Here is a 25042-nt window from a genome sequence, read left to right as displayed (position 1 = left end):
GTGCGGGCGATGCTGACGGGCCTGCTGCACATCCACCCGGTGCGAGGCACCCACCGGGTCGCGCTGCGAGCCGGCGTCAGCGTCCTGGTCCCGCTGCTCACCGTGCTGGCGCTGGGCCACCCGAGCTGGACGGTCTACGCCGCCTTCGGGGCGTTCACCTCGCTTTACGGGCGCAACGACGTGCACCTGTCCCGCGCCGCGATGCAGGCGAGCGCCGGAGCGGCGCTGACGGTGTCGGTCGTCCTCGGCGTGCTCGTCGGCTCGCTGGAGGCGCGGGCGTGGGTCGCGGTGCCGGTCGCCGCGGTCGTCACGGCGCTGGGCGCCGTGCTCGCAGCCGCGCAGGACTGGCACCCGCCGGGCCACTCTTCCTGCTCTTCGCGTTCGGTGCGGTCGCCTCGGCCCCGCACCAGGTGCCGGACGTTCCGCTCGCCGCCGCCGTGGCCGGGGTCAGCAGCCTGTTCGCGCTGGTGGTCGGCAACGTGGGCAGCCTCGTCCGGCGGCAACGGAGCCGACCGGCCCGGCTGGCGCACGTGTGGACATGGGAGCCGGTGCGCTACGCGCTCGCCGCGGTGCTGGCGGGCGGCCTTTCGACCGGGGTCGGGATCGGCCACCCGTACTGGGCGATGGTGGCGGCGGTCGCTCCGCTCAGCGCCCGCGGCCACGCCGCCCAGCTGGTCCGCGCCGCGCACCGGATCCTCGGCACACTCCTCGGGCTGCTGACCAGCGCGGCGCTGCTCGCGCCGCACCTCCCGCCGTACGCGACCGTGCTGGTCGTCACGGAGCTGCAGATCGTCACGGAGCTGCTGGTCGGGCGGAACTACGGGCTGGCGCTGCTGTTCATCACCCCGATGGCGCTGCTGATGGGGCAGCTCGCGGTCGCCCGCCCGACCGGGCAGCTCCTCTTCGAACGGGGGATCGAGACGGTGATCGGCGGCCTCATCGGCGGCGCGATCGTCCTGTGCCAATTGTGTCTGCGGCGCCACCGCACCCGAGGTACCACCTGAACCCGGCAGCGACCACTTCGGCACCAACAACCTCGTCATCAAGGAGAGCACCCAGGACTTCCAGGTCCGCCGCTCCACCCCGTTCGGCGAACATCGTGGCGCCGCGCCGACGTCCTGGCCGACAACCAAGGGCTACCTCGGGGCGAGCAGGACCCGACCGGCCTGACCCATCTCGGTGAAGGCCGACGACGTAGCCGAGCAGGCCGCCAAACACGGCGACGACGTCGGCAAAGCCGCCGACGACATACCCACCAACGCCGACGACGCCAGCGAGGCAGTGGCCGACGCCGGCAAGGCCGAGTGCAACAGCCTCCTGCCCGGCACCCCCGTCCTCATGGCCGACGGATCCACGAAGGCGATCGAGACGCTGCGGGTCGGCGACGAAGTCCTCGCCACCGACCCGCAGACGGGGACCACCGAGTCGAAGCCCGTGACCACCACCATCGAGGGCGCTGGCGACAAGACCCTGATCAAGGTAACCGTCGACATCGACGGGGACGCCGGCGACCGTACGGCCACGTTCACCGCGACCGACCACCACCCGATCTGGATCGCCTCCGAGTCGCAGTGGCGCGACGCCGTCAACGTGCCCTCCGGTGATCTGCTGCTACCCCCAGGGCGATTGCGTAGTCGAGTGGCAAGGCGCTGAGCTGGGGCTTGTGCGGTGTCGCCGAGAAGGCCAAGACGCTCAGCACGCGCACCCTGGGCGAGGTGTACTCATGCCTCAACCGGGGCGGTCATCCGCGCCATGGCCCGCGACAAGGTCAAGCGCAACGTGGTCGCGCTGTGCAGCATCTCGAAGGGTCAGCCCGGACGGCTGTTCAAGTCGCTGATGTTCGAGCAGGCCAAGGCCGTGCTTGCTGTGGCCGAGGGCCCCCGCTCCACGCGTACGTTGTCGTCTCGCTGCTGACCGGCGCCCGGACTGAGGAACTGCGGGCGCTCACCTGGGAACGCGTCGACCTGGTCGGCAAGCCCAATCCAAGCCAGCCCGTGCCGCCGTCCGTCCGGGTGTGGCGGTCCGTCCGGGACGGGGGAGACACCAAGACCAAGAAGTCGCGGCGCACGCTCGCGCTGCCCGTGCGGTGCCTCTGGGCGCTGACCGCCCGCAAGGCCGATCAGGATGCGGAGCGGCGTACGGCGGGGGATGACTGGCAGGAAACCGGCCTGGTGTTCACCAGCAAGATCGGGACCGCGCTGGACGCGGCGAACATCCGGCGCGCGGCCCGGCGGGTGGCCAAGCTCGCCGGGCTGAACGAGAAGGAGTGGACCCCCGCGAGCTGCGGCACAGCTTCGTCTCGTTGCTCTCCGACAGCGGCATGAGCCTCGGCGAGATCGCCGACCTGGTGGGCCACGCCGGGACGACGGTCACTGAGAAGGTGTACCGACACCAGCTGCGCCCGGTGCTGCTCGGCGGCGCGGTCGCCATGGACAAGATCTTCGCCGGGGAGTGACACGTTGTGGATGGGGCATGCCGGTTGTCCGGTGTGCCTCATCCGACGACTGGGCGCAAATGACACTTCTGATGTAGCGGTGGACGTAACGTCTCACTCACCCGGTTCGCGAGCCTCAGTTGGCACGGGCTGGTTGGCTGCCCGTTGCCACCAGACGACAGCAAGCGCAATGACGCAGTAGGAAGCCAGCATGATCGCCACGACCCAGTGGAGATGGCTGTATATCCACCAGGTTGGCCTGCCGCAAACCGCGATGACGAGGCACACGGCCGGCAGTGCGAAAAGACCCGGCTCCGGTAGTCGAAGAAGCCGGGCGATCACCCCACCGGATAGAGCAAGCACGGTGGGTGCCCCCAACAAGAGGGCGGTGGGTCCCAACGGCGGAGCACACGGCCCGTCATTCCCGCACTCGCCTGGCTCTGACGCGTTGAGTCACATGAAGGCGAGCGCGGCGATTCCCGCAGCCAACAGCAGGCTGGCGACGCCAGTCACCAGGCCACGCCAGAGGGCTCCTGGCAGGGACATCAGGCGCACGTCGGCAGGCCGTTTGCGGCTGCTCCCGGTGACGTCAACGTGATCGCTCACGAGGGGGCACTGTGCCAGGCGGTCGGCATCGTGACAATCCTCAGCCGTAGCAGCGCGGAGTCTATGTCACGCACTTTGTCACGCAGGTGACGCAAGAGGCCGTGCCGACGACGTCGACACGGCCTCTGACCTGCGGTGGGCGATACTGGGATCGAACCAGTGACCTCTTCGGTGTGAACGCCATAGCATCGGCGCCTGACGTGCCGAAACCTGTTGTGCCGCAACGGTTCTAGGTTCGCGAGCGTTCGCCGGTGTACGTGGCTGTTCGCTCCCGTGACCCCCCTGTTTGCCCCCTGGATGGGTTGCCACGGTTGACCCGCCAGCCGACCGCTCAGCTCCATTCTGGCCCATCGAACGGCTCCTCGCCTGGACGCCATACCATCCAATCAGGCCGGTCGACAAAGCCGCTGAGCATCGCGATCTCCGGACCGATCAGCTCGGGAGGGGTCGGCTTGACCGTCACCGAGCCGATGTCGAAGTTGAGGACCAGCCCCGAAGCGCTGCTCTCCTCAACGTCGACTACAAAATGACCGATCAAGTCGCACAAAGCATCGCGGTACCCCGATTCCCCTATCTCGCGGACCGTCGAACCCAGAGTGACGCGGGGCCACACAAACAGAGAGAGCCGAGGTCCATCGAAGCCGAGCTGAACGTAGTCGCGCACGAAGATCACCTCGGCCAGGTCCTCGCCGATCAGCGCACGGAGCAGGGAGTCAATCGGAGTGCTCACCCGAGTATTCTGCGGCAATCCTGCTCGCGGCAGGCGTCGACTACTTGGCCGGCAAGGGTTAGCCGTTCGCGGTAGACACCCGGACCACTTCAATGCCGCAAGGCTCTCCGACGCGGTGGCTGAACATGTACTCCCAACCCTCGACGAAGTTGTCCGCGCCGGAGACCACTAGCCCCTCCGTGACCCAGCCCCTACCTGGCTGGTCCACCTCGAATACCCAGCCCGATTCAGTTGGCCTTACTCGCCGGGCGGCCAAGCAGGCAGGGGTTGAACGAGAAGGAGTGGACGCCCCGCGAGCTACGGCACAGCTTCGCCTCGATCGTCTCGGCACTCGGTCTGGCCTTGGAGCAGATTGCCGATCTTGTCGGACACGCCGGAACGATCGTCACAGAGAAGGTCTACCCGCCACCAACTGCGCCTGGTCCCGACACACAGCGCGGAGCCGGTGGACGGGCTCTTCTTGGCGCGCGCCGGGTGGGGCAATAGTTAGACCCCCTGTACGGATCAAGGGCCGTTCCCGGTTGCCGGGGACGGCCCTTGACCTGCGGTGGGCGATACTGGGATCGAACCAGTGACCTCTTCGGTGTGAACGAAGCGCGCTCCCGCTGCGCCAATCGCCCGCGAACACGAACTCTACCGTACAGACCCCGGCGCTCGCATCTCGGTACTGCCGTGTCGGCTAGGGTGGGGGGTCTATGACGCTGTATGCACTGCTCATCCTGCCTTCCGCCAATCGGGTGTACGCCGACTCGGCCGTCGAGTTGACCCGGGCCGAGTTGCTCGCGTTCGACCGGGGGGTGCTCGGCCAGCGGCTGTCGGACGTCGGGACCCGGGTGGTCGGCGGGGTGCCGTATGTGACGTTCGAGGCCGGGGAGCTCTCGGCGCGCGATGCTGCCGTGCTCGGGAACCTCTCGTCGGTCTACGCGCTGTTCGAGGTGGTCGGGGAGATGCTGCGACCGGTGGAGCTCAAGCGGCTCGACCGGTTCGACGATGATCTCATCACCATCCAGAAGTACCAGGGGAAGACCAACGAGCAGTTCACGAAGCTGTTGCTCAACGTGACCCTGCTCGCCTCCGGCTTCGCCGCGGAGATGCTCGAGCGGCGGTTCCGGGTGTTCGATCCGCTCTGCGGGCGGGGGACGACGCTGAACCAGGCCCTCATGTACGGGTTCGACGCGGCCGGAGTGGACCGGGACCAGAAGGACTTCGAGGCGTACGCCGCCTTTATCCAGACCTGGCTCAAGCGTAAGCGGCTCAAGCACAAGGCCGAGTTCGGGCCGGTGCGGCGGGAGCGGCAGGTCGTGGGCAAGCGGCTGCGCGTCGAGCTCGCGGCGGACCGGGACGACTACAAGGCCGGGGCCACCCAGCTGCTCGACGTGGTGAACGTCGACACGATGCGCTCGGCCGAGTTCTTCAAGGATGGCTCGTTCGACCTCGTCGTGACCGACGCGCCCTACGGCGTACAGCACGGTAGCCGGACCGCCGGCAAGGGGCTCGTGCGCAGCCCGGAGGACCTGCTCGCCGAGGCGGCGCCGGTGTGGGCGCGGCTGTTGCGGGCCGGCGGGGCGATGGGCGTGGCGTGGAACACGTTCGTGGCCAAACGGGAGCTGGCGGCGAGCCTGCTGGCCGACGCGGGGCTCGAGGTGGTCGAGGACGAGCCTTACCTGTCGTTCCGCCATCGCGTGGACCAGGCGATCATGAGAGACATCGTCGTGGCCCGCAAACCGGGCGAGCGGAAGCCGGGCTAAGGCCAGGGGATCTCCGGGTCGGGGTGGAAGCCGACGCCCCAGTGTGTCCACCGTGGACCGTGGGTGGCCAGGCGCGCGCGGAACGCGGGCCAGTCCCGCGCCGGCTGCGGTGACCACGCCACCTCGGCGACCGCGGGCAGGCGCGGGAACGTCAGCAGGTCGATGTCGGCCTCGGTCTCCACGGTCTCGGTCCAGAGTGGAGCTTCGATGCCGATGATGTCGGGGCGGCCGGGCAGCAGCGTCGCGGGATCCCAGTCGTACGCCGTCCGGACCGTGATGTGGCCGGCCCAGTCCAGGCCGATGCGGGTGCCCGCGTCGTACTTCATGTCGAGGTACACCCGGTTCGCCGGCGTCAGCAGGATCCGGTCGCCCTGGGCGAGGGCCGCACGCATGTCGTCGTCGGGGTCCGGCAGGTTGCCCCAGTACTGCGCGATCCGGCCCGGTTCGCGGTCGGCCGCGCCGATCTGGTGCCAGCCGACCACCGTCTTGCCAGCCGCCGTGACGAGCGGCTGGACGCGGTTCATGAACGCGCGGTAGTCCTCCGGGGAAGTGCTCAGCGCCTCGTCGCCGCCGATGTGCACGTACGGGCCGGGGGTCAGCGCGACGACCTCCTCCAGCACCTGCCGCACGAACGTGTACGTGACGTCCAGGTCCGCGCGGAGCGTGCTGAAGCCCACTTCGACGCCGGTGTACGGCGGTGGGGCGACACCGTCGCGGTTCAGCTCGGGGTAGGCGGTCAGCGCGGCGTTGACGTGGCCGGGCATGTCGATCTCGGGCACCAGCGTGACGTGCCGCGCGGCGGCGTAGGCGACCAGCTCGGCGTATTGCGCCTTGGTGTAGTGGCCGCCCGGCCCGCCGCCGACCTGCGACGCGCCGCCCACGGTCGCCAGCCGCGGCCACGCGTCCACCGCGATCCGCCAGCCCTGATCGTCGCTGAGGTGCAGGTGCAGGACATTCATCTTGTACCGCGAGAGCCGGTCGACGAAGCGCTTCAACACCTCGACACCGAAGAAGTGGCGGGACACGTCGAGCATCGCGCCCCGGTACGCGTAGCGCGGGCGGTCGGCGATCCGTCCACCCGGGACGGTCCACGGTCCATCCTGGACGGTGTGCGCGTCCACACTGGAGGGCATGAGCTGCAGCAACGTCTGCACGCCGTAGAACAGCCCCGCCTCCGTTCGGCCCCGAATGGTAACCCGCTCGGCGGTGACCTCCACCGTATAGGACTCATCCGGAAAATCCGAAATATCGGAAATGTCCGAGCGAGTGTTCCCGATAGCGGCCGGTGAAGGGGTGGGGCCGTCCCCAGCGGGCGGACGGTCCGAGGCATCCGGGCGGTCCGAGGTATCCGGGCGGTCCCCAGCGTCCGGGCGGTCCGCGGCGTGCGTAAGGGCGAGTTCGATCGCGGCGTCCAGGCGGTCCACGACGGGCAGCGCGTACCCGGTCGACCGTCGCAGGAACTCGGCGAGATACTCGCCCAGGAACGCCGAATCGGAGCGGATCGTCGCGTCGGGGCGCAGCGTGAACGTGACCGACGGGTCGGCGAACACCTGGGCGGGGACCGGGATGACGTTCATCGCAGGAACGCCGTGACGTCGATGGCGTGGCTGACCTGCCGTCCGCGCTCGAGGCCGGCAAGCCCCGTCCAGGACCGCGTCGCCAGGTGAAGCGCCGGCACGTGCGGCATCGACGCGAGCGCCGCCGGTGGCCAGGCGGCGAACGCGATCCGTTCGACCGGTGCGCGAGTGATGTCGATCGTCAGCACGTCACCATGGTGCCAGCGCGCGGGCGCCACGGCTCGCCAGGATCGCCGATCGGCGCGCCGACTGCGCCGGCCGGGGCCGAGGGCGCCGCGGGGTGCCCGGCATGCGGCGGCGGATTCGACCCGCAACGACGACGCCGCGGGCGCGCGACTACGCCGCGGTGCTGCGGCCGGGGGCCGAGGCTGCCGCGGGGGTGGCAGGCATGTCGCGGTGGGTGGCGACGCCGCGGAGGCGGCCGGTATGCGGCGGTGGATTCGTCCCGCGACGACTACGCCGCGGTGCGCGACTACGCCGCGGTGCGCGACTACGCCGCGGTGCTGCGGCCGGGGCCGAGGCCGCCGCGGGGCGGCCGGCGGAGCAGTCCTTCGATGGCGCCGAGGTCCGGTTCCGCTTCGACGACGACGCCGTGGCGCGCGACGAGGCCGTGGTGCGCGGTTACGGCGCTGCTGCTCGGGTCGGCGACCAGGCGTGGCTGCTGATGCGCGTAGCGCCGGTCGCCGTCAGCGCATGCGTTGCGTGAGACGACGCTGCGGTGCGCGACGACGCTGCGGTGCGCGACGACGCTGCGGTGCGCGACGACGCTGCGGTGCGCGGTTATGGCGCTGCTGCTCGGGTCGGCGACCAGACATGGCCGCCGACGCGCGTGGCGCCGGTCGCCGTCAGCGCGTGCGTTGCGTGAGACGAGGCCGCGGTGCGCGGTTACGGCGCTGCTGCTCGTGGTCGGCGACCAGGCGTGGCCGCTGACGCGCGTAGCGCCGGTCGCCGTCAGCGCATGCGCTGCGGGGGATGGCGTTGCGGCTGCTGCGGAGGCGGGCGGCGCTGCGGCTGCTGCGGCGGGGGCACCACCTGCCCCTGCCGCTGCTGGTTCTGCCGGGCCTTGGCGGCCAGGCGGGTCAGGTAGATGAGCGCGCCGCCGAGGACGCCGACGTCGTCGAGGTAGATCGGGTCGGGCAGCAGGTCGATCGGGGAGATCGTGTAGATGATCGCGCCCCACAGCACCCACTTGCCGCCGAGGCCCATTGTCTGCAGGTACTTGCCAGTCTTCCACACCCGGATGGCCAGGACGATCGCCAGCACCAGGAAGGCGACGAGCAGCAGCGAGCCGATCACGAAGAGTGCGAACAGCAACTCGTCCGACATGGCTTGAAGTTTAGGGGTGATACTGCCCCAATGCCCCTCGAGCCACCCGCGATCCTCAGCAACGTGCCCGGTTCGTTTCCCGAGTCGGTGCTCCGCGAGCGGCACCCGGCGATCGTCGAACGGGTGCTGGCGGGGCATCCGTACCCTCCCGAGGTACGACCGCGGCTTGAAAAGCTCTTGATCGAGCCCGTCGTGGAACCCCTGCCCGGCGGGGCGCACGACGCGCAAGCCTGGGCCGCGTGGGGTGAGGGCATGTATGGCCGGTCGTGGTATGACGTGCCGTTCCTGTGGGCGGAGAACTTCTTCTACCGGCGGCTGCTCGAGGCGGTCGGCTACTACGCGCCCGGGGCGTGGCGGGGCATCGACCCGTTCGGGCCGCAGAAGGATGCCGACCTGCCGGGCCCGGCGGAGCTGGCGGAGCTCGACGCCCTGCGGGAGCTGCCGGAGGAGGAGCAGGCGGCGGGGCTGGTCGCGGCGGCGCTGTGGGGCAACCGGGCCGACCTGGGGTTCCGGCTGGTCGCCGAGGCGGCGCACCGGGTCGACGAGCTGATCGTCGACGACCGCGAGCGGCTGTGGACGCTGGTGAACGGGGGCACGGTGGTGCTTGTCGCCGACAACGCCGGGCGGGAGCTGCTGCCCGATCTGGTGCTCATCGACTTCCTGCTGCGCACCGGCCGCGCCTCGCGGGTCGAGCTGCACGTCAAGCCGGCGCCGTACTTCGTCTCCGACGCGCTGAGCGCCGACGTGCTCGCCGAGCTGCGCCGCTTCCCCGCGGGCAGCGCGATCGGCGGCCGGCTGGACGCCGCGCTGCGGGACGGCTCGCTGCGGCTGCACACCGAGGACTTCTACTGCGCGCCGCTGACGTTTCACGCGGCGCCGGACGCGCTCGCGGCCCGGTTCGCGGCGGCGGAGCTGACGATCCTCAAGGGGGATCTCAACTACCGCCGCCTGGTGGGGGATCTCCACTGGCCGTCGACCACGTCGTTCGAGGAGGTCACCGGGTACTTTCCGGCCCCGGTCGCCGCGCTGCGGACGGTGAAGTCGGACGTGGTGGTCGGACTGTCCGCGGGCGCCGAGCGGAGCCTGCCCGCGTCATGGCGCACCAGCGGCGCCTTTGCCCTGGTTCAGGTGCGCGGCTGAGGCGGTCGAGGTGTATGTGGGTCCGGCCCAGAACTTGCAGGAGTTCGTCATGCTGAGCACTCTGCCGTCAAGGACTTGGCGGGCACTTGCGGTCCGCTTGCGAAAGCCCTCAAGGGTGTCGGGCGTCACGTGCGGGGTCCGTGCAAGGGTTGATCCGTGAGCCGGGTTCTCCTCGTCGACGACGAGCCGCAGCTGGTTCGCGCGCTGCGGATCAACCTCGTGGCCAGGCAATACGAGGTCGTCGTGGCGTCCGGCGGGGCCGAGGCGCTCCAGCGGGCCGCCGACGCCAGGCCCGACCTGATCGTGCTCGACCTCGGGCTGCCCGACATCGACGGCGTCGACGTGATCCGCGAGTTGCGCTCGTGGACGCCGGTGCCGATCCTGGTGCTGTCCGGCCGGGTCGGCTCCCGGGACAAGGTCGAGGCGCTCGACGCCGGCGCCGACGACTACGTGACCAAACCGTTCAGCGTCGACGAGCTGCTCGCCCGCGTCCGCGCCGTCACCCGCCGGCTCGGCCCCGCCGGCGAGCTGGAGCCGGTCCGCATCGGCGGTCACGAGGTCGACTTCGCGGCGCGGACGGTCAGCGGTGGGGTACACCTGACGAGGACGGAGTGGCGGCTGCTGGAGGTCCTCGCGCGCAATCCCGGCAAGCTGGTCGGCCAGAAGCAGCTCCTGCAGGAGGTGTGGGGGCCGACGTACCTCAAGCAGACCCACTACCTGCGGCAGTACGTCACGCAGCTGCGCCACAAGCTGGAGGAAGACCCCGCTCGGCCACGCCACCTGCTGACCGAGCCCGGCATGGGATACCGCCTTCGGCCCTAGCTCACCCTCGCGAGTGGCTTATGCCCGGTTGGCCGGGGGTATCGCGTGGTCTCCCGATGGAGAGGAACGCGCGCATGCAACCTGAAGGCGACGATTTGGCGCCCCAGGCTGACGATGATGCCCCGGCCGCCACGGAGTTCGACAGCGGTACCGTCTCAGCCCCGCCCGTGGGTGCTCCACCCCCCGAAAGCGGGGCGGCGGCCCCGGCGGTCAACGGCGCGCAGTATCGGCCCGCCGGCGGTTCGTCATCGTCGCCTGCGGCGCTCGCGGGTCTGTGGAACGAGTCCGACCGGCAGCGTATCCGGGGCCGGTGGCAGGAGCTGCAGCTGCGCTTCATCGACGATCCGCACCTGGTCGCGGGGGAGGCGGAGCGGCTCGTGCAGGAAGCGGTGACCTCGCTCACCGCCTCGCTGGACGCCCGCCGGGGGCAGCTGCACCAGCAGCGGGCCGCCCGGGGCCTGGACACCGAGAACCTGCGTGCCTCCCTGCGCGACTATCGCGAGTTCCTCGACCGCATCCTCGGCCTGTAGACAGAGGAGGACCCATGAACTCCACGACGATCACGATCGGGCTGGTGGTGCTCGCCCTGGCGGTGGGCGGCTGGATCCTGCTGCGCGGCGGCAAGGAGGAGGAAGAGGAGACCGGCGCCGGCGCGGTCCCTCCGGCCCAGCCGGTCCAGGCGGCCCCGGCCGCGCCGCGCCCCCCGACGGCCGCGGGGGTACCGCAGAGCGCCCCCATGTCGTCGGTGCCCTACGGCCAGCCCGGGATGGGTGGCGGCTACGGTGCGCCCCCGGCCGCGGCGCCGGGCACGTACGGCACCCCCAGCGCCCCGGCCGGCGGCATGTACGGCGGCGGTGGTGGCGGTGGCGGGCAGTTCATGTCGTCGGCGCCGCTGACCAGCGAGGCGCACGCGTACGAGGTGCGCACCCGCTGGCAGGAGCTGCAGCTGCGCTTCGTCGACGACCCGCAGACCGCTGCGGGTGAGGCCGAGCGGCTCGTCGATGACGCGCTCGCCGGGGTGACCGCCTCGCTCAACGCCCGCAAGGACCAGCTCAGCTCCTGGCGCGTGTCCGGGCGCGACGACACCGAGCAGCTGCGCGCGGCCGTGCACGGGTACCGGGACTTCCTCAACCATCTGGTCGGGACGTGACGCCGGCCCTCGACGGCGCCGGACGCTGAGGCTCGCCCGCTCTGGGTGAGCCTTTTCCGATCACCTACCCGGTGGTAACGTCCCGGTACTGTCGAGTACCGCGGGGGCTGAGGTGACCGCATGACCCTGCATTTCGCGCGTTCGGGCTCGGGGAGCCGCTGGTGCTGATCCACGGGATCGGGCACCATTGGCGGGCCTGGGAGCCGGTGATCGGGCCACTGTCGCGCCACCATGACGTCATCGCCCTGGACCTGCCCGGGTTCGGCCGCTCGCCCGCCTCGGAGGCCAACCGCGGGATGCCGACCGCCGTGGCCGCGCTCGGCGAGTTCTTCGCCGAGCTGGGGCTGGACCGGCCGCACGTGGCCGGCAACAGCCTCGGCGGCGCGATCGCGCTCGAGCTGGCCGCCGCCGGGCTGGCCCGCTCGGTGACCGCGCTGTCCCCGGCCGGCTTCGCCACCCCGGCCCAGGTGCGCCGGGCCCTGGCCGTGCTGCGGAGCCTGCGCTTCGGCGCGTTCGCCCCGACGCCGGTGCTGCGCGTCTTCTACCGCACCGGCTTCGGCAAGCGGTTCTCGTTCGGTGCGCTCGTCACCCGCCCCGGTGTGCTCAGCGCCGAGCGCGCGCTCGCCGACACCCTCGCGCTGCGCGACGGCAAGGCGTTCGCGGAGGTGGCCCGGCACGGCGCCACGTACGCGTTCGCCGGTGACCCGTGCGCGGTGCCGGTCACGATCGCCTGGGGCAGCCGGGACCGCATCCTGGAGCCGGTGCAGGCGTCGCGGGCCCGAGATGTGCTGCCCGTGGCCCGCCACGTGACGCTGGACGGCTGCGGCCACGTGCCGATGAGCGACGACCCGCGCACGGTGGCCAGGATCATCCTCGAGACGACCGCGGCGGTACCCCTCAGAAGCGGATCAGCGTCCGGGCGCCTTGACCCGACCGCATCCGGCTGAACGCCGCGCCGACGCCGGAGAGGTCCGTCTCGTCGGTGACGAGCGCGGCCAGGTCGAGCCGGCCCGCCCGGTAGTGCTCCAGCAGCACCGGTACGTCCACGGCCGGGTCGGTGCTGCCGTACATGCATCCGACGAGGGTGCGGGCGAAGTACGCGACCTCGAGCGCGTTGAACGTGACCGGGTCCTGCGCCGAGCCCAGGCCGACGACCGTGGCGGTGCCGCCGCGGCGGGTGGCCGACCAGGCGGCGCGGATCGTCTCGCCGCGCCCGGCGCACTCGATCGCGTGGTCGGCGCCGCGGCCGCCGGTCAGCGCCCGGATCTCCTTCGACAGCCCGTCGTGCGGGGCCAGGAAGTGCGTGGCGCCCAGCGACAGCGCCAGCCGCTCCTTGGCCGGGGCCGGGTCGACCGCGATGATCGCCGACGCGCCGGCGATGCGCGCGCCCTGGATCGCCGCGAGGCCGACGCCGCCAAGGCCGATGACCACGACCGTCTGGCCGGGCCGCACCTTGGCCGCGTTGGTGACCGCGCCGACCCCGGTGAGCATCGCGCAGCCGAGCAGGGCCGCCTCGGCGAGGGGGATGTCGGCCGGCACCGGGATGCAGGCGTGCGCGCCGACGACGGTCTCGGCGGCGAACGCCCCGGTGCCCAGGCCGGCGTAGACGGGCTCGCCGCCGGCGGTGGCGAACGGCACGGCCCGGGCGTCCTCGGCATGGGCGCACAGGTATGGCTCGCCGGCCTCGCAGAACCAGCACGCCCGGCACGGCGGGGACCAGTTCAGGACCACGTGGTCGCCGGGCGCGACGCCGGTGACGCCCGCGCCCACCTCCACGACGACGCCGGCGCCCTCGTGGCCGAGCACGGCCGGCAGCGGCTGGCGCAGGGTGCCGTTGGCCAGCGACAGGTCCGAGTGGCAGACGCCGGCCGCGGCGAGGCGGACCCGCACCTGGCCCGGGCCGGCCGGGTTGAGCTCGATCTCCTCGACGGCGAGCGGGCCGTCGAGCGTGCGCAGGACCGCCGCGAGCGTCACAGCTGGATCGCCTTCACCGTCGTGAACTCCTCGTAGCCGTACGTGCCCAGCTCGCGGCCGTAGCCGGAGTCGCCGATGCCGCCGAACGGGGCGACGGGGTTGAACGAGCCGCCGTTGATGTCGACCTGACCGGTGCGCAGCCGCCGCGCGACGGCGACCGCGCGCTCCTGCGACGCCGACCAGACCGCCCCCGCCAGTCCGTACCGTGTCGAGTTCGCGATGCGCACCGCGTCGTCCTCGTCACGGTACGGGATGACGGACAGCACCGGGCCGAAGATCTCCTCCTGGGCGATGGCGGCGTCCGGGTCGACGCCGGCGAAGACGACCGGGGCGACGTAGTAGCCGACGTCCGGGACGCGGCCGCCGCCGAAGGCCATCGTGGCGCCGTCCGCGAGGCCGCGCTCGATGTGGCCCAGCACCCGGTCGCGCTGCGCGGCCGAGGCGAGCGGGCCCAGCCGGGTGGCCGGGTCCGCGGGGTCGCCGACGGTGTACTTCGCGGCCGCGGCGACGGCGAGCTCGACCGCCTCGTCGTGGCGGGACTCGTGGACCAGCATCCGGGTCCAGGCCGTGCACGTCTGGCCCGAGTTCAGGTAGCAGTTGCCGACGCCGGCCTTCACCGCGGCGGCGAGGTCCGCGTCGGGGAGGATCACGTTCGCGGACTTGCCGCCGAGCTCGAGCGCGACCCGGGTGACGTGGGCGGCGGCGAGCGCGGCGACCTTGCGGCCGGCGGCCGTGGAGCCGGTGAATGAGATCAGGTCGATGCCGGGGTGGCCGGCCAGCGCCGCGCCGGTCGGGTCGCCGTAGCCGTGGACCACGTTGTACACCCCATCGGGCAGGCCGGCCTCGCGCGCCAGCTCGGCGAGGCGGGCCGCGGACAGCGGGGCGACCTCGCTGGGCTTGTGCACGACGGTGTTGCCGGCCGCGAGCGCGGGGGCGACCTTGGCGATCGTCTGGTGCAGCGGGTAGTTCCAGGGGGTGATCGCGCCGACGATGCCCAGCGGTTCCCGATGGATCGTGGAGTTGCCGACCGTCTCGGCGGTCTCGGGCCGCTCCAGGATGTCGATCATCGACCGCAGGACCGCGAGCGGCAGCCCGACCTGGACCTTCTTCGCGATCGGCAGCGGCGCGCCCATCTCGGCGCTGATCAGCGCCGCGAGCTCGGGCGCCGCGGCGCTCATCGCGTCGAGCAGCGCGCCCAGGTGCGCGGCGCGCTCGGCGCGGGGGAGAGCGGCCCAGCCTGGCTGGGCCGCGCGGGCGGCGGCGACGGCCGCGGGCACGTCGCCGGGCTCGACGGCGCCGATGACCTGCTCGGTGGCGGGATTGATGACGTCGATCACGGTGCGGCCCCCTTACTCGAACGCGCTCACGCCGGTGGGAGCCCGCCCGAACTAACGGTGTTAGTTTCTAGGATCGTACCCATGGCCCGTCCCCGAACGCCGCTGCTGAGCCGCGAGCGCATCGTCGAGGTCGCCACCGCGATCGTCGACGCGGAGGGCCTGGACGCGCTGTCCACCCGGCGGCTGGCACGGGAGCTGGGCGTGCGGGCGCCGTCGCTGTACAACCACTTCGCCACGAAGGAGGAGATCGTCGACGCGATCGGCGACACCATCGTGGCCGGCGTGGACCTGTCGATGCTCGGCCGCGACCCGTGGCCGGCGGCGCTGAGGGCGTGGGCGCGGGCCTACCGGGCCGCGTTTCGCGAGCACCCCAACGTGGTGCCGTTCCTGGCCCGCGGTCCGGCGCGCCGCCCGTCGTCGCTGCGCCTGGCGGACGCGGTCCACGGCGCGCTGGTCGAGGCGGGCTGGCCACCGGCGCAGGCCACCCGGATCGGCGCGGCGATGCGCTACTTCGTGGCGGGCTCGGCGCTGGGCTCGTTCGCGCTGGGCTTCGTGGACGACCCGGACCTGTATGCGGGCGACTACCCCCACCTGCGCGACGCCCACCTGCTCGCGGGCCGCCATGCCGACGTCGACGAGAGCGCGTTCGAGCTCGGCCTGGACGCGCTCATCGACGGACTGGAGCGCCGCTTCGCCGCCCTGTGACCGCCGCGCCCCGCCTATGCGGCGGTCGTCTCCGGCATGACCAGCAGCAGCTGGCCGCCCGGGCGGGTGCTCATCCGCACCGGCAGGCGCAGCATGCGGCCGGCGCGGATCATGACGGTCGCGGTGTCCAGGTCGGCGACGCGCAGGCCCGGGGAGCGGCTGCGGGCCGGGCCGGACACCATCAGCAGGCCGCGCCATGCCGCCTCGGCGAGCTGCCTCGAGTGGCGGACCCGGCGGGTCGAGCGCGGCTCGGCCGGAGCGCCACACAGGTCGAGATAGCCCTCCGTCCACGCCCGGTTCAGGAAGACCGCGGCGTCGGCGTCGGCGAAGACGCGGAAGATCTCGTATCGGTGGCGGTTGCCGGCCGTGTAGCGGTGCACGCTCGCCTCGAAGCCGGCGGTGCTCAGCAGGTCGGCCAGCCGGTCCGCGGCCACGGCGCGGTTGAGCTCGGCCAGCGGCCCGGACGGGGCCGGCACGGAACGTGCCCGGGCGCCCCCCTGTGCCCGGGCACGTCCTCCTCCACCACACACCCCGGTACATCGCACCATCACGGCCGCCTCGAACGCGGCGACGGTCAAGGCGCGGTAGCGCTCGCCGCTCGACACGATGTCCATACCGCACACCGTGGCAATCGCGGCCGTGTCGCGGGAACGACCGGCGCCGTTCCTTGAGGAACTCTTGAAGGTGGCGCTCCCGTACCATGGGCCCACGATGCGGGTGATGCTGGTGGAGGACGACGCGCGGGTGGCGGCGGCGCTGGCCGCGGCCCTGCGCCGGCGCGGGCACGAGATCGTGCACTGCCCGACGGCTCAGGCGGCGCTGGACTCGTTCGCCGGCGAGCCGTTCGACCTGATCCTGCTCGATCTCAACCTGCCCGACGGCGACGGCATCGAGGTGTGCCGCACGCTGCGGCGCAAGGACCAGACGGTCGCCATCATCGCGGTGACGGCCCGCGCCGAGGAGCGCGACCGGGTCGCCGGGCTGCAGACCGGCGCCGACGACTACGTCGTCAAGCCCTACTCGATGGCCGAGCTCAACGCCCGCATCGAGGCCGTGCTGCGCCGCGCCGCGCGGGCGCTGCCGCCGCCGAGCGAGGTCCTCACGGCCGGTCCGGTCAGCGTCGACCTGGCCGCCCGGCGGGTCGTGTCCGGCGGGCGCGAGGTGGCGCTGACCCGCAAGGAGTTCGAGATCCTCGCGGTGCTGGCCCGCACGCCCGGCGTGGTCGTCTCCTACGACCGGCTGATTCTCGCGGTGTGGCAGACCAGCTTCGTCGGCCGGCACACGCTCGACGTGCACGTCGGATCGCTGCGGGCCAAGCTCGACGTGCCGGGTCTGGTGCAGACCGTCCGCGGCGTGGGGTACCGCCTCGCGCCATGAGGGTCCGTCTCGGCGCCGTCTACCTCGTGCTGCTCCTGCTGGTGCTGGCGGCGCTCGAGGTGCCGCTGGCCACGACCATCGCCGGCCGGGACACGCAGCGCCTCGTCGCCGACCGGCTCGCCGACGCGACCCGTTTCGCCACGCTCGCCGAGCCCGCGCTGCGCGCCTCCGACACCGCGGAGCTGGCCGCCGAGCTGAGCCGCTACGACGACGTGTACGGCGTCGGTGCCATCGTCGTGGACCAGGACGCCCACGAGGTCATCGCCTCCAACCCCGTCCTGCGGCTCGCCGCCGCCGACGCGCTGCGCCAGGCCCACCGGGCCCTCGAGGGGCGGGAGGCCAGCGACGACGGCACCATCTGGCCGTGGCGGACCGACCCGCTCGTCGTGGCGGTGCCGGTCGGCCGCGGCGGCGAGGTCATCGGCGCCGTCGTGCTCGTCTCGCCGATCCGCCGCAACGCGGGCGGGGTCGGCACGTCGTGGAGCATCCTCGCCGGCGGCGGGCTCGTGGTCCTCTTCGCCGGCATCGTGGCCGCGTGGTCGCTCGCGCGCTGGACCCTGCGCCCGGTCGCCGAGCTCGACGCCGCCGCGCACGAGCTCGCCGCCGGCGACTACGCCGCGCGCGTCCCCGCCGCCGACGGCCCGCCCGAGCTGCGCCGCCTCGGCAGCGCGTTCAACGAGATGGCCGCGACCGTCGCCGACTCCCTGGAGCGGCAGCGCGCGTTCGTCTCGCACGCGAGCCACCAGCTGCGTAACCCGCTCACCGCGCTGCGCCTGCGGGTCGAGGACCTCGGCGCCGACCTCACCGATCCGCAGGCGGTCGAGGGCCACCGGCTGGCGCTGGAGGAGGCCGATCGCCTGGGCGACGTGCTCGACAGCCTGCTGACCCTGGCCCGCGCCGAGCGCGGCCGCTTCGACCTCGTCGACGTCGACGCCGGCGAGACCGCCTGGGCGCGCGTCGTGGCGTGGCAGCCGGTGGCCGGGAGGAAGGCCGTCACGCTGCGGTACGTCCGCCCGGCCCGCCCCCTGCGCGCCCGCGCCGTGCGCAACGCCCTCGACCAGGCGCTGGACGCGCTGATCGACAACGCGGTGAAGTTCTCCGGCCCCGGCACGACGGTGACGGTACGCCCGTCGGCGGACGACGGCGGCGTGGCGCTCCACGTCGTCGACACGGGCCCGGGCCTCACCGAGCAGCAGCGCGAGCTGGCCACCGTGCGCTTCTGGCGTGCCCCCGACGCGCAGAACGTCGACGGCAGCGGCCTGGGCCTGCCGATCGTCGTCGTGCTGGTGGAGGCCTCGGGCGGCCGCCTCGACCTGCTGCCCAACACCCCGACGGGCCTGCACGCCCGCCTGTGGTTCCCGGCCGCCCCGTAACCTCAGGCCTTCTGGGCGCGGTAGTAGCGGATCGCGCCGGGGTGCAGGGGCAGCGGCGGGGTGGAGATCGCCGAGCGGATGTTCAGGCGCGCCGCGGCCTGGTGAGTCTTCGCCAGATCGTCGCGGCCCTCGAACAGCAGCCGCGTGACGCCGTACGCCAGCGGCTCGCTCATCGACAGGCGTACCACGAGATAGTTGGCGATGCCGATCGCCACCGTCGCGGTGATGCCGGCGTACGTGGAGGACGGCACGACGCGCTCGGCGTAGTAGTTGCCGTAGGTGCGGCGCAGCGGCTGCACCGAGTCGGCGAGGTTGAGCAGCCGGATCGGGAACTGCTTGGCCAGCTCGGCGATCGCGGAGACCGGCAGGCCGCCGGAGAAGAAGAACGCGTCGACCCGGCCGTCGCGCAGGGCCTTGACCGATTCGTCCAGGCCCAGCTGGGCCCGCTCGACGGTGATGTCCATGACCTGCAGGACGCGGTCGGCGGTGATCGCGGTGCCCGAGCCCTGCGCGCCGACCGAGACGCGGCGGCCGCGCAGGTCGTCGAAGGACGCGATCGGGCCGCCGGCGCCGACCACGACGTGGATGTAGTCGTCGTACAGCCGGGCCAGGGCGGCCAGGTGCCTCGGGTGGCTCGCCTCGTTGCCGGCGGCGATGTCGGCCTGGGTGAACGCCACGTCGGCGATGTCCTCCAGCAGGTAGTCGACGTTGATCTGCGAGGCGGCGGTGGACAGCACGCTGGTGTGCACGTTGGGCAGGAAGCGGCGGGCCAGCTCGGCGATGGCGGTGCCGTAGCGGTAGTAGACGGCGCCGGGGCTGCCGGTGGCGATGCGCAGCGTGCCGGTCGCCTCGTCGCCCTCGGACTCGCACGCGGTGAGCAACGGCCCGGTCGCCAGGGCGGCGAGCAGCGCACGGCGTCTCATGGGGCCCGGCCGGGCAGCGGGCGCGGGGCGCCGATGCTGGTGACGGCGTCGCGGTGGTGGTGCGCCATACCGCGGAGAGTAGTCACCCCGTGCCCCGGCGATCCAGACGGTCAAGCCGAGCGGTCAACCCAGGCGCGTCTCCTCGGCGAGGGCCAGCACCGCCTCCCGCTGCGAGCCTGCTCGCCGCTGGCGGGTCGCCGACGTGCCGCGCGTCCGCAGGTCGGCCAGCAGGTCCAGCGCCGTCTCCCACTCGCCGCGGGCCTCCAGCGCGGGGCGGGCATGCGTGAGCAGCGCGTCGATGCGCACCCCGGCCGGCACGGCGGTGCGGGTGGCCGGGTCGACGAGGTGGCCACCGATGCCGGAGCGGGCCGCCCGCCACGTGGCCGCGCGCAGCAGGACCTGCGGCGTCTCGGGCAGCGGCCGCCCGGCGGCGTCCTCCTCGGCGGCGACGGTGACCAGGGCGCGAGCCAGCGAGGCGAGCAGCACCACGTCGTCGATGCGCGGGCAGGAGTCGGCGACGCGCACCTCCACCGTCGGGTACCGCGCCGACGGGCGGGCGTCGAAGTACACCATGCCGGCGTCGCTGATCACGCCGCTCTCCACGAGCGTGGCGACGACCTGGTCGTACTCCGCGGCCGAACCGAGGTCGGGCGGCGGCCCGACGGTCGGCCAGCGCGAGGTGACGATCGTGCGGTAGGAGGCGTACCCGGTGTCCTGGCCGGCGAAGAACGGCGAGGACACGCTGAGCGCGAGCAGCGTCGGCAGCCACTCGCGGATACGGCGGGTGATACGCACCGCGAGGTCCTTGTCGGGCACGCCGACCTGCACCTGGCACGCTGCCACCTGCTGCTCGTCGACGAGCCGGCGGTACTCCAGCGCCATCCGCTCGTAGCGCGCGTCGGGGTACACCCGGCTGGGCGTGCTGCCCGAGCCCGGCACGCTGCCGGCGGCGACGACCGCGAGGCCGAGGCGCCCGGAAGCCTCGACCAGCGAGCGGCGCTTCTTGAGCAGGTCGGCGCGCAGCGCGGACAGCTCGGTCTGCACGCCGCTGGCGGTCTCGACCATCGAGCGGTGCAGCTCGGGCTCGGCGTCCGCGCCGCGCAGCACCCGGCGCGCGGCCGGCTCCAGCGCTCCGGTGCCGGCGTCGACGACGTGGAACTCCTCCTCCACGCCGACCGTGTCGCCGACATTCACCATCGGTCGTGCACCGAACCCCGCAGCAGCTCGTCGTAGACGTCGCGGACGGCGGCGTGGGTCTCGGGCGTCAGCGGCGCCGTCCCGGCCGCGCCGGCGTTGGCGCGGGCCTGCTCGCCGTGGCGGGCGCCGGGGATCACGACGGAGACGGCCGGGTGGTCGATGATCCAGCGCAGCGCGAACCGCGTCATCGTCATCCCGCCCGGCCTGAGCGCCGCGAGACGGCGCACCGCCTCCAGCCCGGTGACGTAGTCGACGCCGGAGAACGTCTCGCCCTGGTCGAAGGCCTCGCCGTGGCGGTTGTACGTGCGGTGGTCGTCGGCGCCGAAGGTGGTGTGCTCGTCGTAGCGGCCGGAGAGCAGGCCGCTGGCCAGCGGCACCCGGGCGATGATGCCGACGCCGGCCTTCCCGGCCGCGGGCAGCACCTCGTCGAGCGGCTTGAGCCGCAGCATGTTGAAGATGATCTGCACGCTGGCCACGTTGGGGCGGGCGATCGCGGCGAGCGCCTCCGCGGTGGTCTCGACGCTCACGCCGTACGCCTTCATCCGCCCTTCCTCGACCATGCCGTCGAGCTCGTCGAAGACCTCGTCGGTGCGGTAGACCTCGGACGGCGGGCAGTGCAGCTGCACCAGGTCGAGCGTGTCGACGCCGAGGTTCGCCCGGGAGCGGTCGTTCCAGGCGCGGAAGTTGGCGAGGTTGTACGCCGCCGGCTCCTGCGGCACCCGGCGCCCCATCTTGGTGGCCACGGTGACCCGCCCCGCCGGCGGCAGTGTCCGCAGGAACTGCCCGACGAGCCGCTCGCTGCGCCCGTCGCCGTACACGTCCGCGGTGTCGACGAACGTCACGCCGGCCTCGTGCGCGGCGATCAGCGTCGCCAGCGCCTCGTCCTCGTCGACCCGTCCCCAGTCGGCGCCGAGCTGCCACGCGCCGAGCCCGACGACGCCGACGGGGACGCCGGTGCGCCCCAGAGCCCTCTGCTGCATGGGGTTCACCCTAAGGCCGCGGCCGATCTTCCCGTCGGCCGCCGCCGGCAAATGCTCGTTTCAGACCCGGGTGGCGTTGAAGATCATGGTGGTCATCACCACGCCGCCGGTGCCCGCGTTCGCCAGCACCAGGCGGGGGCTCAGCGACGTGTACGGGTGGTCCTTGTCCACGTAGGTCGCCGTGCGGTTGCCGGTGGAGTACGCGGTCAGCTCGACCCCGCCGTCGGCGGCCGGCTTGCACGTCACCTGCAGCGGCGTCGACGCCGTCGTGGGCGGCCCGGCGTTCTTCGGCTTCGCCGACGCGGCCACCCTCGGGTGCTGGTCGCCGGCGTGCTTGTAGATCTCGATGATTCCGTCGGCGGTGACCTCGAAGCTGTACCCGTTGCTCAGGTCCGCCCCGTCGTAGCACCCGGCGCCGATCCGCGCCCCGCCGGCCGCCTTGCCGATCGCGGCGAACTCCAGGTCGATCGCGAAGCCGCCGCCCGGCACGCTGAGTCGCTGCTCGGGCCCCGGCGCGAGGCAGCGCACGCCCGGCTGCTCGGCGGTGATCCGCAGCGCGTCCGGGACCTCGATCTTGCAACCGCCGGCGGGGCCCCAGGCGGCCTTCTGCTGCAGCGCCGCCACCGTCCTGGTGCCCTTGAGCGTCCACGGGCCGACCGAGCCGAGCCAGCAGGCGATGACCGGCCGCGGCTGCCAGCCCTTGTCCGCGCCGTCGCCGCCGGGCGGCAGCAGCGGCGCCTCCACCGGCAGGAACGACTGGCCGTACGGTACGCCGAGGTAGTCGCCGTAGGACTGCTCGCACATGGCCCGGGACGCGGCCGCGACCGCCTTGGCGCCCGGGTCCACCGTGAACGGCAGGTGCCCCACGAACGTGACCTCGCCGACGTGCGCGGCGTTGCACGGCGCCACGTAGCGCAGCTGCGAGGAGCCGCCGATCCAGTCGAAGCACTCGCCGGTCCGCAGCTCGAACTGCTCGCCGGCGTAGCTGTCGGCGGCCGAGGACGACGGCGCGGCGAGGGCCTTGGCGATGCGCTCGCCGTCGGCGTAGCCGGAGACCGGGAGCCCTTCGGCGAACAGCTGCCGCAGCGACGGCGACAGCCCGTCGACGGTCAGGCCGGTGTCGTGGACCGCCTGCCGGTGCGTCGGCGCGAGCCCGGCGACGACCACGACCCGCCCGTTCTCGGTGCGCAGGTAGTGCTCGAAGCCCAGCCAGTGCCCGGCGCCGACCGCGCCCAGCGGCACCGCGACCGCGACCGCGAGGGCGGCGTAGCCGGCGACGGTGCCCCAGGCCCGCCCGGCCGAGGCGGCGCTGACCGCGGCGGCCGCGGCGAGCACCCCGCCGAGCAGCGCGATCGCCCCGCCGCCGGACAGCACCAGGCGCAGCGGCTCGGCGATCAGGTAGCCGGCCAGGCCGCCGGCCCGGGAGGTGCCGCCGTCGAGCACGCCAGGGTTGCCGCGCACCAGCTGCAGCAGGCCGAGCGTGGCGAGCACGACGCCGGTGGCCCGGGTCAGCACCCGCTCGCGCAGGAAGGACAGCGTCGCCGTGCCGAGGGTGCGCAGCTCGCGGCCCGACCACAGCCGGCGGTCGGCGACCGGCACCAGCGGGATCCGCCACGGCCAGGGCTCCCGCGGCAGCCGGGGCAGCGGCCGGGCGAGCAGCAGCGGCAGGACCGGCAGGGCATAGGCGGCGTAGCCGAGGAAGAACGTGGCCACGGCGCGGGCGGGGCCGTGCACCGGCAGCTCGGGTACCCACAGCAGGACCGCGAGCACCAGCGCGACCGCGACGGTCGCGGCCAGCCGGACCCACGACGGGCGCCGGAGCTTCGGGCGCTCCGGCCGGCGCTCCTCGGCCGTGCGGGGCGGCGGCGCGGTGGCGATGGATCCGCTGTGTTCACCGGTGCGGTCCAGGTCCGGGCGCGGTTGAGCGACGACGGCACGCCGGCGGCGGTGCACCCCGGACTCGGCGGCGGTCGCGCCCCGCCAGTCGGTGAGCGCGGCCCGCACCTGCTCGGCGGCGGCCAGGGCCAGCAGCAGCGCCACGACCAGGGTCAGCACGATCCGCCAGGCCGCCGGCAGGGGCGCGAACCCGAGCAGTGTGGACAGCCCGAGCATCGCCCCGGTGGCGAGGACCAGCAGGGCGGCCGCGGGCAGAGCGGTGCGGGCTCGCCGACCGGCCTCGGACATGGCTGGGAGCATGGCACCCGCGCTCGCGCGCTGGCAAACGGCCTAAACCTGCCTTAAAACTTCCGCGCGTGGCCCGCGGCGCGCGCCTACGCCGGCACGATCCGGTGCAGCAGCGCACGGGCCGCGTCCAGGACGAGGTCGCGGTCGTAGGTCAGCGCGTAGGTGAAGCGGCGCCCGGCGTCCGGGCCGGCGTCGGCGAGGTCCCGGGCAACCAGGGCGCCGGCGAAGTGCGGGCCGACGACGATGACGTTCCACTCGCCACGCAGCGCGTCGTCGCTCGCGAGCGCGACGCCGCGCACGCCGGGCGCCGGCACCCCGGGCAGCTCGGTGCCGAGCACCGCGACGAGCGCGGCGGTCTCGGCGGCGGCGGCGTAGCGGCGCGCGGTCGCCGGCGTGAAGTGCCCGCCCTCCTGCAGCGACGCGAGCAGCATCGGCGGCTCGGCCGGGTCCAGCGCCTGCGCCTCCAGGCAGCGGCTCAGCGGCAGCAGCATGCGCTTGGTCGCCTCGGCGGTCGGCCGGCGCGCGGCGACGACCTCGTACGGGGTGCTGTGCCCGGTCCGGCTCGATCGGGCGCCGGGCTGACCGGCCCGGGCCGGGCGACGCGCGTCCGGGCTCGGGGCCGGCGGCGCGACGAAAGGCACGGCGAGCGAGCAGGTGCGCCCGGCCACGTCGTCCGGCAGGGGGCCGGGCCGGCCGAACAGCCAGCCCTGGCCGAGCGTGGCGCCCATGCCCAGCGCCGCGGCCAGGTGCTCGCGGGTCTCGATACCCTCGGCGAGCACCGCGGCGCCGGCGCGCTCGGCGTAGGCGGCGACGGCGTTGACCACCCGGGCCGCGAAGACGCCCCCGGGCTGCTGGGTGAGGTGCCGGTCGAGCTTGACCACGTCGGGCTGCACGAACGGCAGCACCGACAGCGACCCGGGCCACGCCCCGACGTCGTCCAGCGCCACGCCCCAGCCCGCGGCGCGGCACGCCTCGGCCGCGGCGAGCGGCACCGCCGGGTCGCCGCCGACGGCCCGCTCGCTCATCTCGGTGACGACCCGCAGCCGCAGCTGGGCGTCGAGGATCGCCGGCGCCAGGTCGGGCGGGCACGGCTCGCTCAGCGCGGCCGGCTCGGCGTTGACGAACAGCGTCAACCCCGGCGGCAGCCCGGCGTCGATCGCGGCCCGGTAGGCGCCGGCCCGGCAGGCCCAGTCGAGCTCGGCGAGGCGGCCCCGCTCGGCGGCCGCCTCGAACAGCCGCAGCGGCTCCTCCCACGGGGTGCCGGCCGGGCCGCGGGTCAGCGCCTCGTACCCGACGACCTCGCGCCGGTCGTGCTGCCACGGGTCGAGCCGGACGATCGGCTGGAAGACGGTGGTGACCGCGCGGAGGTCGAGCACGTCGTCGATCGTGCGGATGATGGTGGTGTGGCCCTCCATGTCCGTTCTTTCGGCCCGCCCGGCCGCCGGCTGAGGGTTTCCGC

26 protein-coding genes, 1 tRNA gene and 1 pseudogene are annotated in these 25042 nt (G+C 73.3%); 14 read left to right on the top strand and 14 right to left on the bottom strand.

The window, feature by feature from the left end:
- Window positions 1-278: 278 nt before the first annotated feature.
- From ABT297_RS22500 to ABT297_RS22490, 3 genes and pseudogenes are all read left to right on the top strand, one after another.
- Entirely contained in the window at window positions 279-1004 is a 726-nt protein-coding gene (locus tag ABT297_RS22500; RefSeq protein ID WP_350552811.1) for an FUSC family protein, read from the top strand.
- Window positions 1005-1179: 175 nt separating this feature from the next.
- Window positions 1180-1653 carry a Hint domain-containing protein gene (locus ABT297_RS22495; RefSeq protein ID WP_350552809.1) on the top strand — a complete coding sequence of 158 codons (474 nt, stop codon included), beginning with the start codon at window positions 1180-1182 and terminating at the stop codon, window positions 1651-1653.
- Between the two features lie 26 nt (window positions 1654-1679).
- A pseudogene (locus ABT297_RS22490) lies at window positions 1680-2455 on the top strand (site-specific integrase); the annotation flags it as partial.
- Window positions 2456-2887: 432 nt separating this feature from the next.
- Here the strand turns inward: ABT297_RS22490 and ABT297_RS22485 are convergent.
- The 3 genes from ABT297_RS22485 to ABT297_RS22470 form a co-directional block, all read right to left on the bottom strand.
- Window positions 2888-3040: a hypothetical protein gene (locus tag ABT297_RS22485; protein ID WP_350552807.1), complete on the bottom strand. Its 153-nt coding sequence runs from the start codon at window positions 3038-3040 to the stop codon at window positions 2888-2890.
- Window positions 3041-3371: 331 nt separating this feature from the next.
- Window positions 3372-3770 carry a hypothetical protein gene (locus ABT297_RS22480; RefSeq protein WP_350552805.1) on the bottom strand — a complete coding sequence of 133 codons (399 nt, stop codon included), beginning with the start codon at window positions 3768-3770 and terminating at the stop codon, window positions 3372-3374.
- 548 nt (window positions 3771-4318) lie between these two features.
- Window positions 4319-4390, bottom strand: a tRNA-Val gene (locus ABT297_RS22470).
- A 75-nt stretch (window positions 4391-4465) separates the two neighbouring features.
- Here ABT297_RS22470 and ABT297_RS22465 point away from each other — a divergent pair.
- Window positions 4466-5518 (top strand): TRM11 family SAM-dependent methyltransferase, encoded by a 1053-nt coding sequence (locus ABT297_RS22465; protein WP_350552803.1) that lies wholly within the window; start codon window positions 4466-4468, stop codon window positions 5516-5518.
- Here the strand turns inward: ABT297_RS22465 and ABT297_RS22460 are convergent.
- Window positions 5515-7095 carry a beta-N-acetylhexosaminidase gene (locus ABT297_RS22460; RefSeq protein WP_350552801.1) on the bottom strand — a complete coding sequence of 527 codons (1581 nt, stop codon included), beginning with the start codon at window positions 7093-7095 and terminating at the stop codon, window positions 5515-5517. The two genes, ABT297_RS22465 and ABT297_RS22460, sit on opposite strands and share 4 nt — an antisense overlap.
- Window positions 7092-7283, bottom strand: coding sequence for a hypothetical protein (locus ABT297_RS22455; RefSeq protein WP_350552798.1), 192 nt, complete (start codon window positions 7281-7283; stop codon window positions 7092-7094). The genes ABT297_RS22460 and ABT297_RS22455 overlap by 4 nt, the downstream gene beginning before the upstream one ends.
- A 101-nt stretch (window positions 7284-7384) precedes the next feature.
- On the opposite strand from ABT297_RS22455, the gene ABT297_RS22450 reads away from it, so the two are divergent.
- Window positions 7385-7801 carry a hypothetical protein gene (locus tag ABT297_RS22450; protein WP_350552795.1) on the top strand — a complete coding sequence of 139 codons (417 nt, stop codon included), beginning with the start codon at window positions 7385-7387 and terminating at the stop codon, window positions 7799-7801.
- Window positions 7802-7813: 12 nt separating this feature from the next.
- Window positions 7814-7960: a hypothetical protein gene (locus ABT297_RS22445; protein WP_350552792.1), complete on the top strand. Its 147-nt coding sequence runs from the start codon at window positions 7814-7816 to the stop codon at window positions 7958-7960.
- Between the two features lie 86 nt (window positions 7961-8046).
- Here ABT297_RS22445 and ABT297_RS22440 read toward each other — a convergent pair whose 3' ends face one another.
- Window positions 8047-8421 (bottom strand): YkvA family protein, encoded by a 375-nt coding sequence (locus ABT297_RS22440; protein WP_350552789.1) that lies wholly within the window; start codon window positions 8419-8421, stop codon window positions 8047-8049.
- A gap of 30 nt (window positions 8422-8451) precedes the next feature.
- Here ABT297_RS22440 and ABT297_RS22435 point away from each other — a divergent pair, with 30 nt between their 5' ends.
- From ABT297_RS22435 to ABT297_RS22415, 5 genes are all read left to right on the top strand, one after another.
- Window positions 8452-9561 (top strand): damage-control phosphatase ARMT1 family protein, encoded by a 1110-nt coding sequence (locus tag ABT297_RS22435; RefSeq protein ID WP_350552786.1) that lies wholly within the window; start codon window positions 8452-8454, stop codon window positions 9559-9561.
- Window positions 9562-9717: 156 nt separating this feature from the next.
- Window positions 9718-10383: a response regulator gene (locus ABT297_RS22430; RefSeq protein ID WP_350552783.1), complete on the top strand. Its 666-nt coding sequence runs from the start codon at window positions 9718-9720 to the stop codon at window positions 10381-10383.
- Between the two features lie 167 nt (window positions 10384-10550).
- The gene (locus tag ABT297_RS22425; protein ID WP_350552780.1) at window positions 10551-10913 is read left to right on the top strand and encodes a hypothetical protein; all 363 of its coding nucleotides are present in this window, start codon (window positions 10551-10553) and stop codon (window positions 10911-10913) included.
- Window positions 10914-10927: 14 nt separating this feature from the next.
- Window positions 10928-11533 (top strand): hypothetical protein, encoded by a 606-nt coding sequence (locus ABT297_RS22420; protein ID WP_350552777.1) that lies wholly within the window; start codon window positions 10928-10930, stop codon window positions 11531-11533.
- A 161-nt stretch (window positions 11534-11694) separates the two neighbouring features.
- Window positions 11695-12480 (top strand): alpha/beta fold hydrolase, encoded by a 786-nt coding sequence (locus tag ABT297_RS22415; RefSeq protein ID WP_350552774.1) that lies wholly within the window; start codon window positions 11695-11697, stop codon window positions 12478-12480.
- On the opposite strand, the gene ABT297_RS22410 is transcribed toward ABT297_RS22415, so the two are convergent.
- Both ABT297_RS22410 and ABT297_RS22405 read right to left on the bottom strand, forming a co-directional pair.
- Window positions 12431-13507, bottom strand: coding sequence for a zinc-binding dehydrogenase (locus ABT297_RS22410; protein ID WP_350552771.1), 1077 nt, complete (start codon window positions 13505-13507; stop codon window positions 12431-12433). The genes ABT297_RS22415 and ABT297_RS22410 overlap by 50 nt on opposite strands.
- Entirely contained in the window at window positions 13504-14844 is a 1341-nt protein-coding gene (locus ABT297_RS22405) for an aldehyde dehydrogenase family protein (protein ID WP_350552768.1), read from the bottom strand. Before ABT297_RS22405 ends, ABT297_RS22410 begins: the two co-directional genes overlap by 4 nt.
- 81 nt (window positions 14845-14925) lie before the next feature.
- Between ABT297_RS22405 and ABT297_RS22400 the strand changes: the two genes are divergently transcribed.
- Window positions 14926-15549 carry a TetR/AcrR family transcriptional regulator gene (locus ABT297_RS22400; protein ID WP_350552765.1) on the top strand — a complete coding sequence of 208 codons (624 nt, stop codon included), beginning with the start codon at window positions 14926-14928 and terminating at the stop codon, window positions 15547-15549.
- A gap of 14 nt (window positions 15550-15563) precedes the next feature.
- Here the strand turns inward: ABT297_RS22400 and ABT297_RS22395 are convergent, their stop codons facing one another.
- On the bottom strand, window positions 15564-16163 hold the full coding sequence (locus ABT297_RS22395; RefSeq protein ID WP_350552762.1) for a hypothetical protein: 600 nt from the start codon (window positions 16161-16163) through the stop codon (window positions 15564-15566).
- A gap of 97 nt (window positions 16164-16260) precedes the next feature.
- Here ABT297_RS22395 and ABT297_RS22390 point away from each other — a divergent pair, with 97 nt between their 5' ends.
- Window positions 16261-16926 carry a response regulator transcription factor gene (locus ABT297_RS22390; protein WP_350552759.1) on the top strand — a complete coding sequence of 222 codons (666 nt, stop codon included), beginning with the start codon at window positions 16261-16263 and terminating at the stop codon, window positions 16924-16926.
- Window positions 16923-18299, top strand: coding sequence for a sensor histidine kinase (locus ABT297_RS22385; protein WP_350552756.1), 1377 nt, complete (start codon window positions 16923-16925; stop codon window positions 18297-18299). The genes ABT297_RS22390 and ABT297_RS22385 overlap by 4 nt, the downstream gene beginning before the upstream one ends.
- Before the next feature lie 2 nt (window positions 18300-18301).
- Here the strand turns inward: ABT297_RS22385 and ABT297_RS22380 are convergent, their stop codons facing one another.
- The 5 genes from ABT297_RS22380 to ABT297_RS22360 form a co-directional block, all read right to left on the bottom strand.
- On the bottom strand, window positions 18302-19222 hold the full coding sequence (locus ABT297_RS22380) for a TAXI family TRAP transporter solute-binding subunit (RefSeq protein ID WP_350552753.1): 921 nt from the start codon (window positions 19220-19222) through the stop codon (window positions 18302-18304).
- A gap of 123 nt (window positions 19223-19345) precedes the next feature.
- Window positions 19346-20419, bottom strand: coding sequence for a carboxylate-amine ligase (locus ABT297_RS22375; protein WP_350552750.1), 1074 nt, complete (start codon window positions 20417-20419; stop codon window positions 19346-19348).
- On the bottom strand, window positions 20413-21399 hold the full coding sequence (locus ABT297_RS22370; RefSeq protein WP_350552747.1) for an aldo/keto reductase: 987 nt from the start codon (window positions 21397-21399) through the stop codon (window positions 20413-20415). The genes ABT297_RS22375 and ABT297_RS22370 overlap by 7 nt, the downstream gene beginning before the upstream one ends.
- A 60-nt stretch (window positions 21400-21459) precedes the next feature.
- On the bottom strand, window positions 21460-23583 hold the full coding sequence (locus tag ABT297_RS22365) for a hypothetical protein (protein ID WP_350552745.1): 2124 nt from the start codon (window positions 23581-23583) through the stop codon (window positions 21460-21462).
- 86 nt (window positions 23584-23669) lie between these two features.
- The gene (locus ABT297_RS22360) at window positions 23670-24998 is read right to left on the bottom strand and encodes a sensor domain-containing phosphodiesterase (RefSeq protein ID WP_350552742.1); all 1329 of its coding nucleotides are present in this window, start codon (window positions 24996-24998) and stop codon (window positions 23670-23672) included.
- Between the last annotated feature and the right edge of the window lie 44 nt (window positions 24999-25042).

Origin of the sequence: Dactylosporangium sp. NPDC000555 (assembly GCF_040300025.1) — a bacterium.
In the GTDB taxonomy this organism is placed as follows: Bacteria; Actinomycetota; Actinomycetes; order Mycobacteriales; family Micromonosporaceae; genus Dactylosporangium.
Note: the sequence above shows the minus strand (reverse complement) of the source record. Positions and strands in the feature narration are given on the sequence as shown.

Coding starts and splice junctions, on each gene's coding strand:
- ABT297_RS22465 (WP_350552803.1), top strand. CDS start 4,466: ATGACGCTGTATGCACTGCTCATCCTGCCTTCCGCCAATCGGGTGTAC.
- ABT297_RS22460 (WP_350552801.1), bottom strand. CDS start 7,095: ATGAACGTCATCCCGGTCCCCGCCCAGGTGTTCGCCGACCCGTCGGTC.
- ABT297_RS22450 (WP_350552795.1), top strand. CDS start 7,385: ATGCGGCGGCGGATTCGACCCGCAACGACGACGCCGCGGGCGCGCGAC.
- ABT297_RS22440 (WP_350552789.1), bottom strand. CDS start 8,421: ATGTCGGACGAGTTGCTGTTCGCACTCTTCGTGATCGGCTCGCTGCTG.
- ABT297_RS22435 (WP_350552786.1), top strand. CDS start 8,452: ATGCCCCTCGAGCCACCCGCGATCCTCAGCAACGTGCCCGGTTCGTTT.
- ABT297_RS22420 (WP_350552777.1), top strand. CDS start 10,928: ATGAACTCCACGACGATCACGATCGGGCTGGTGGTGCTCGCCCTGGCG.
- ABT297_RS22400 (WP_350552765.1), top strand. CDS start 14,926: ATGGCCCGTCCCCGAACGCCGCTGCTGAGCCGCGAGCGCATCGTCGAG.
- ABT297_RS22395 (WP_350552762.1), bottom strand. CDS start 16,163: ATGGACATCGTGTCGAGCGGCGAGCGCTACCGCGCCTTGACCGTCGCC.
- ABT297_RS22390 (WP_350552759.1), top strand. CDS start 16,261: ATGCGGGTGATGCTGGTGGAGGACGACGCGCGGGTGGCGGCGGCGCTG.
- ABT297_RS22385 (WP_350552756.1), top strand. CDS start 16,923: ATGAGGGTCCGTCTCGGCGCCGTCTACCTCGTGCTGCTCCTGCTGGTG.
- ABT297_RS22380 (WP_350552753.1), bottom strand. CDS start 19,222: ATGAGACGCCGTGCGCTGCTCGCCGCCCTGGCGACCGGGCCGTTGCTC.
- ABT297_RS22375 (WP_350552750.1), bottom strand. CDS start 20,419: ATGGTGAATGTCGGCGACACGGTCGGCGTGGAGGAGGAGTTCCACGTC.
- ABT297_RS22370 (WP_350552747.1), bottom strand. CDS start 21,399: ATGCAGCAGAGGGCTCTGGGGCGCACCGGCGTCCCCGTCGGCGTCGTC.
- ABT297_RS22365 (WP_350552745.1), bottom strand. CDS start 23,583: ATGTCCGAGGCCGGTCGGCGAGCCCGCACCGCTCTGCCCGCGGCCGCC.
- ABT297_RS22360 (WP_350552742.1), bottom strand. CDS start 24,998: ATGGAGGGCCACACCACCATCATCCGCACGATCGACGACGTGCTCGAC.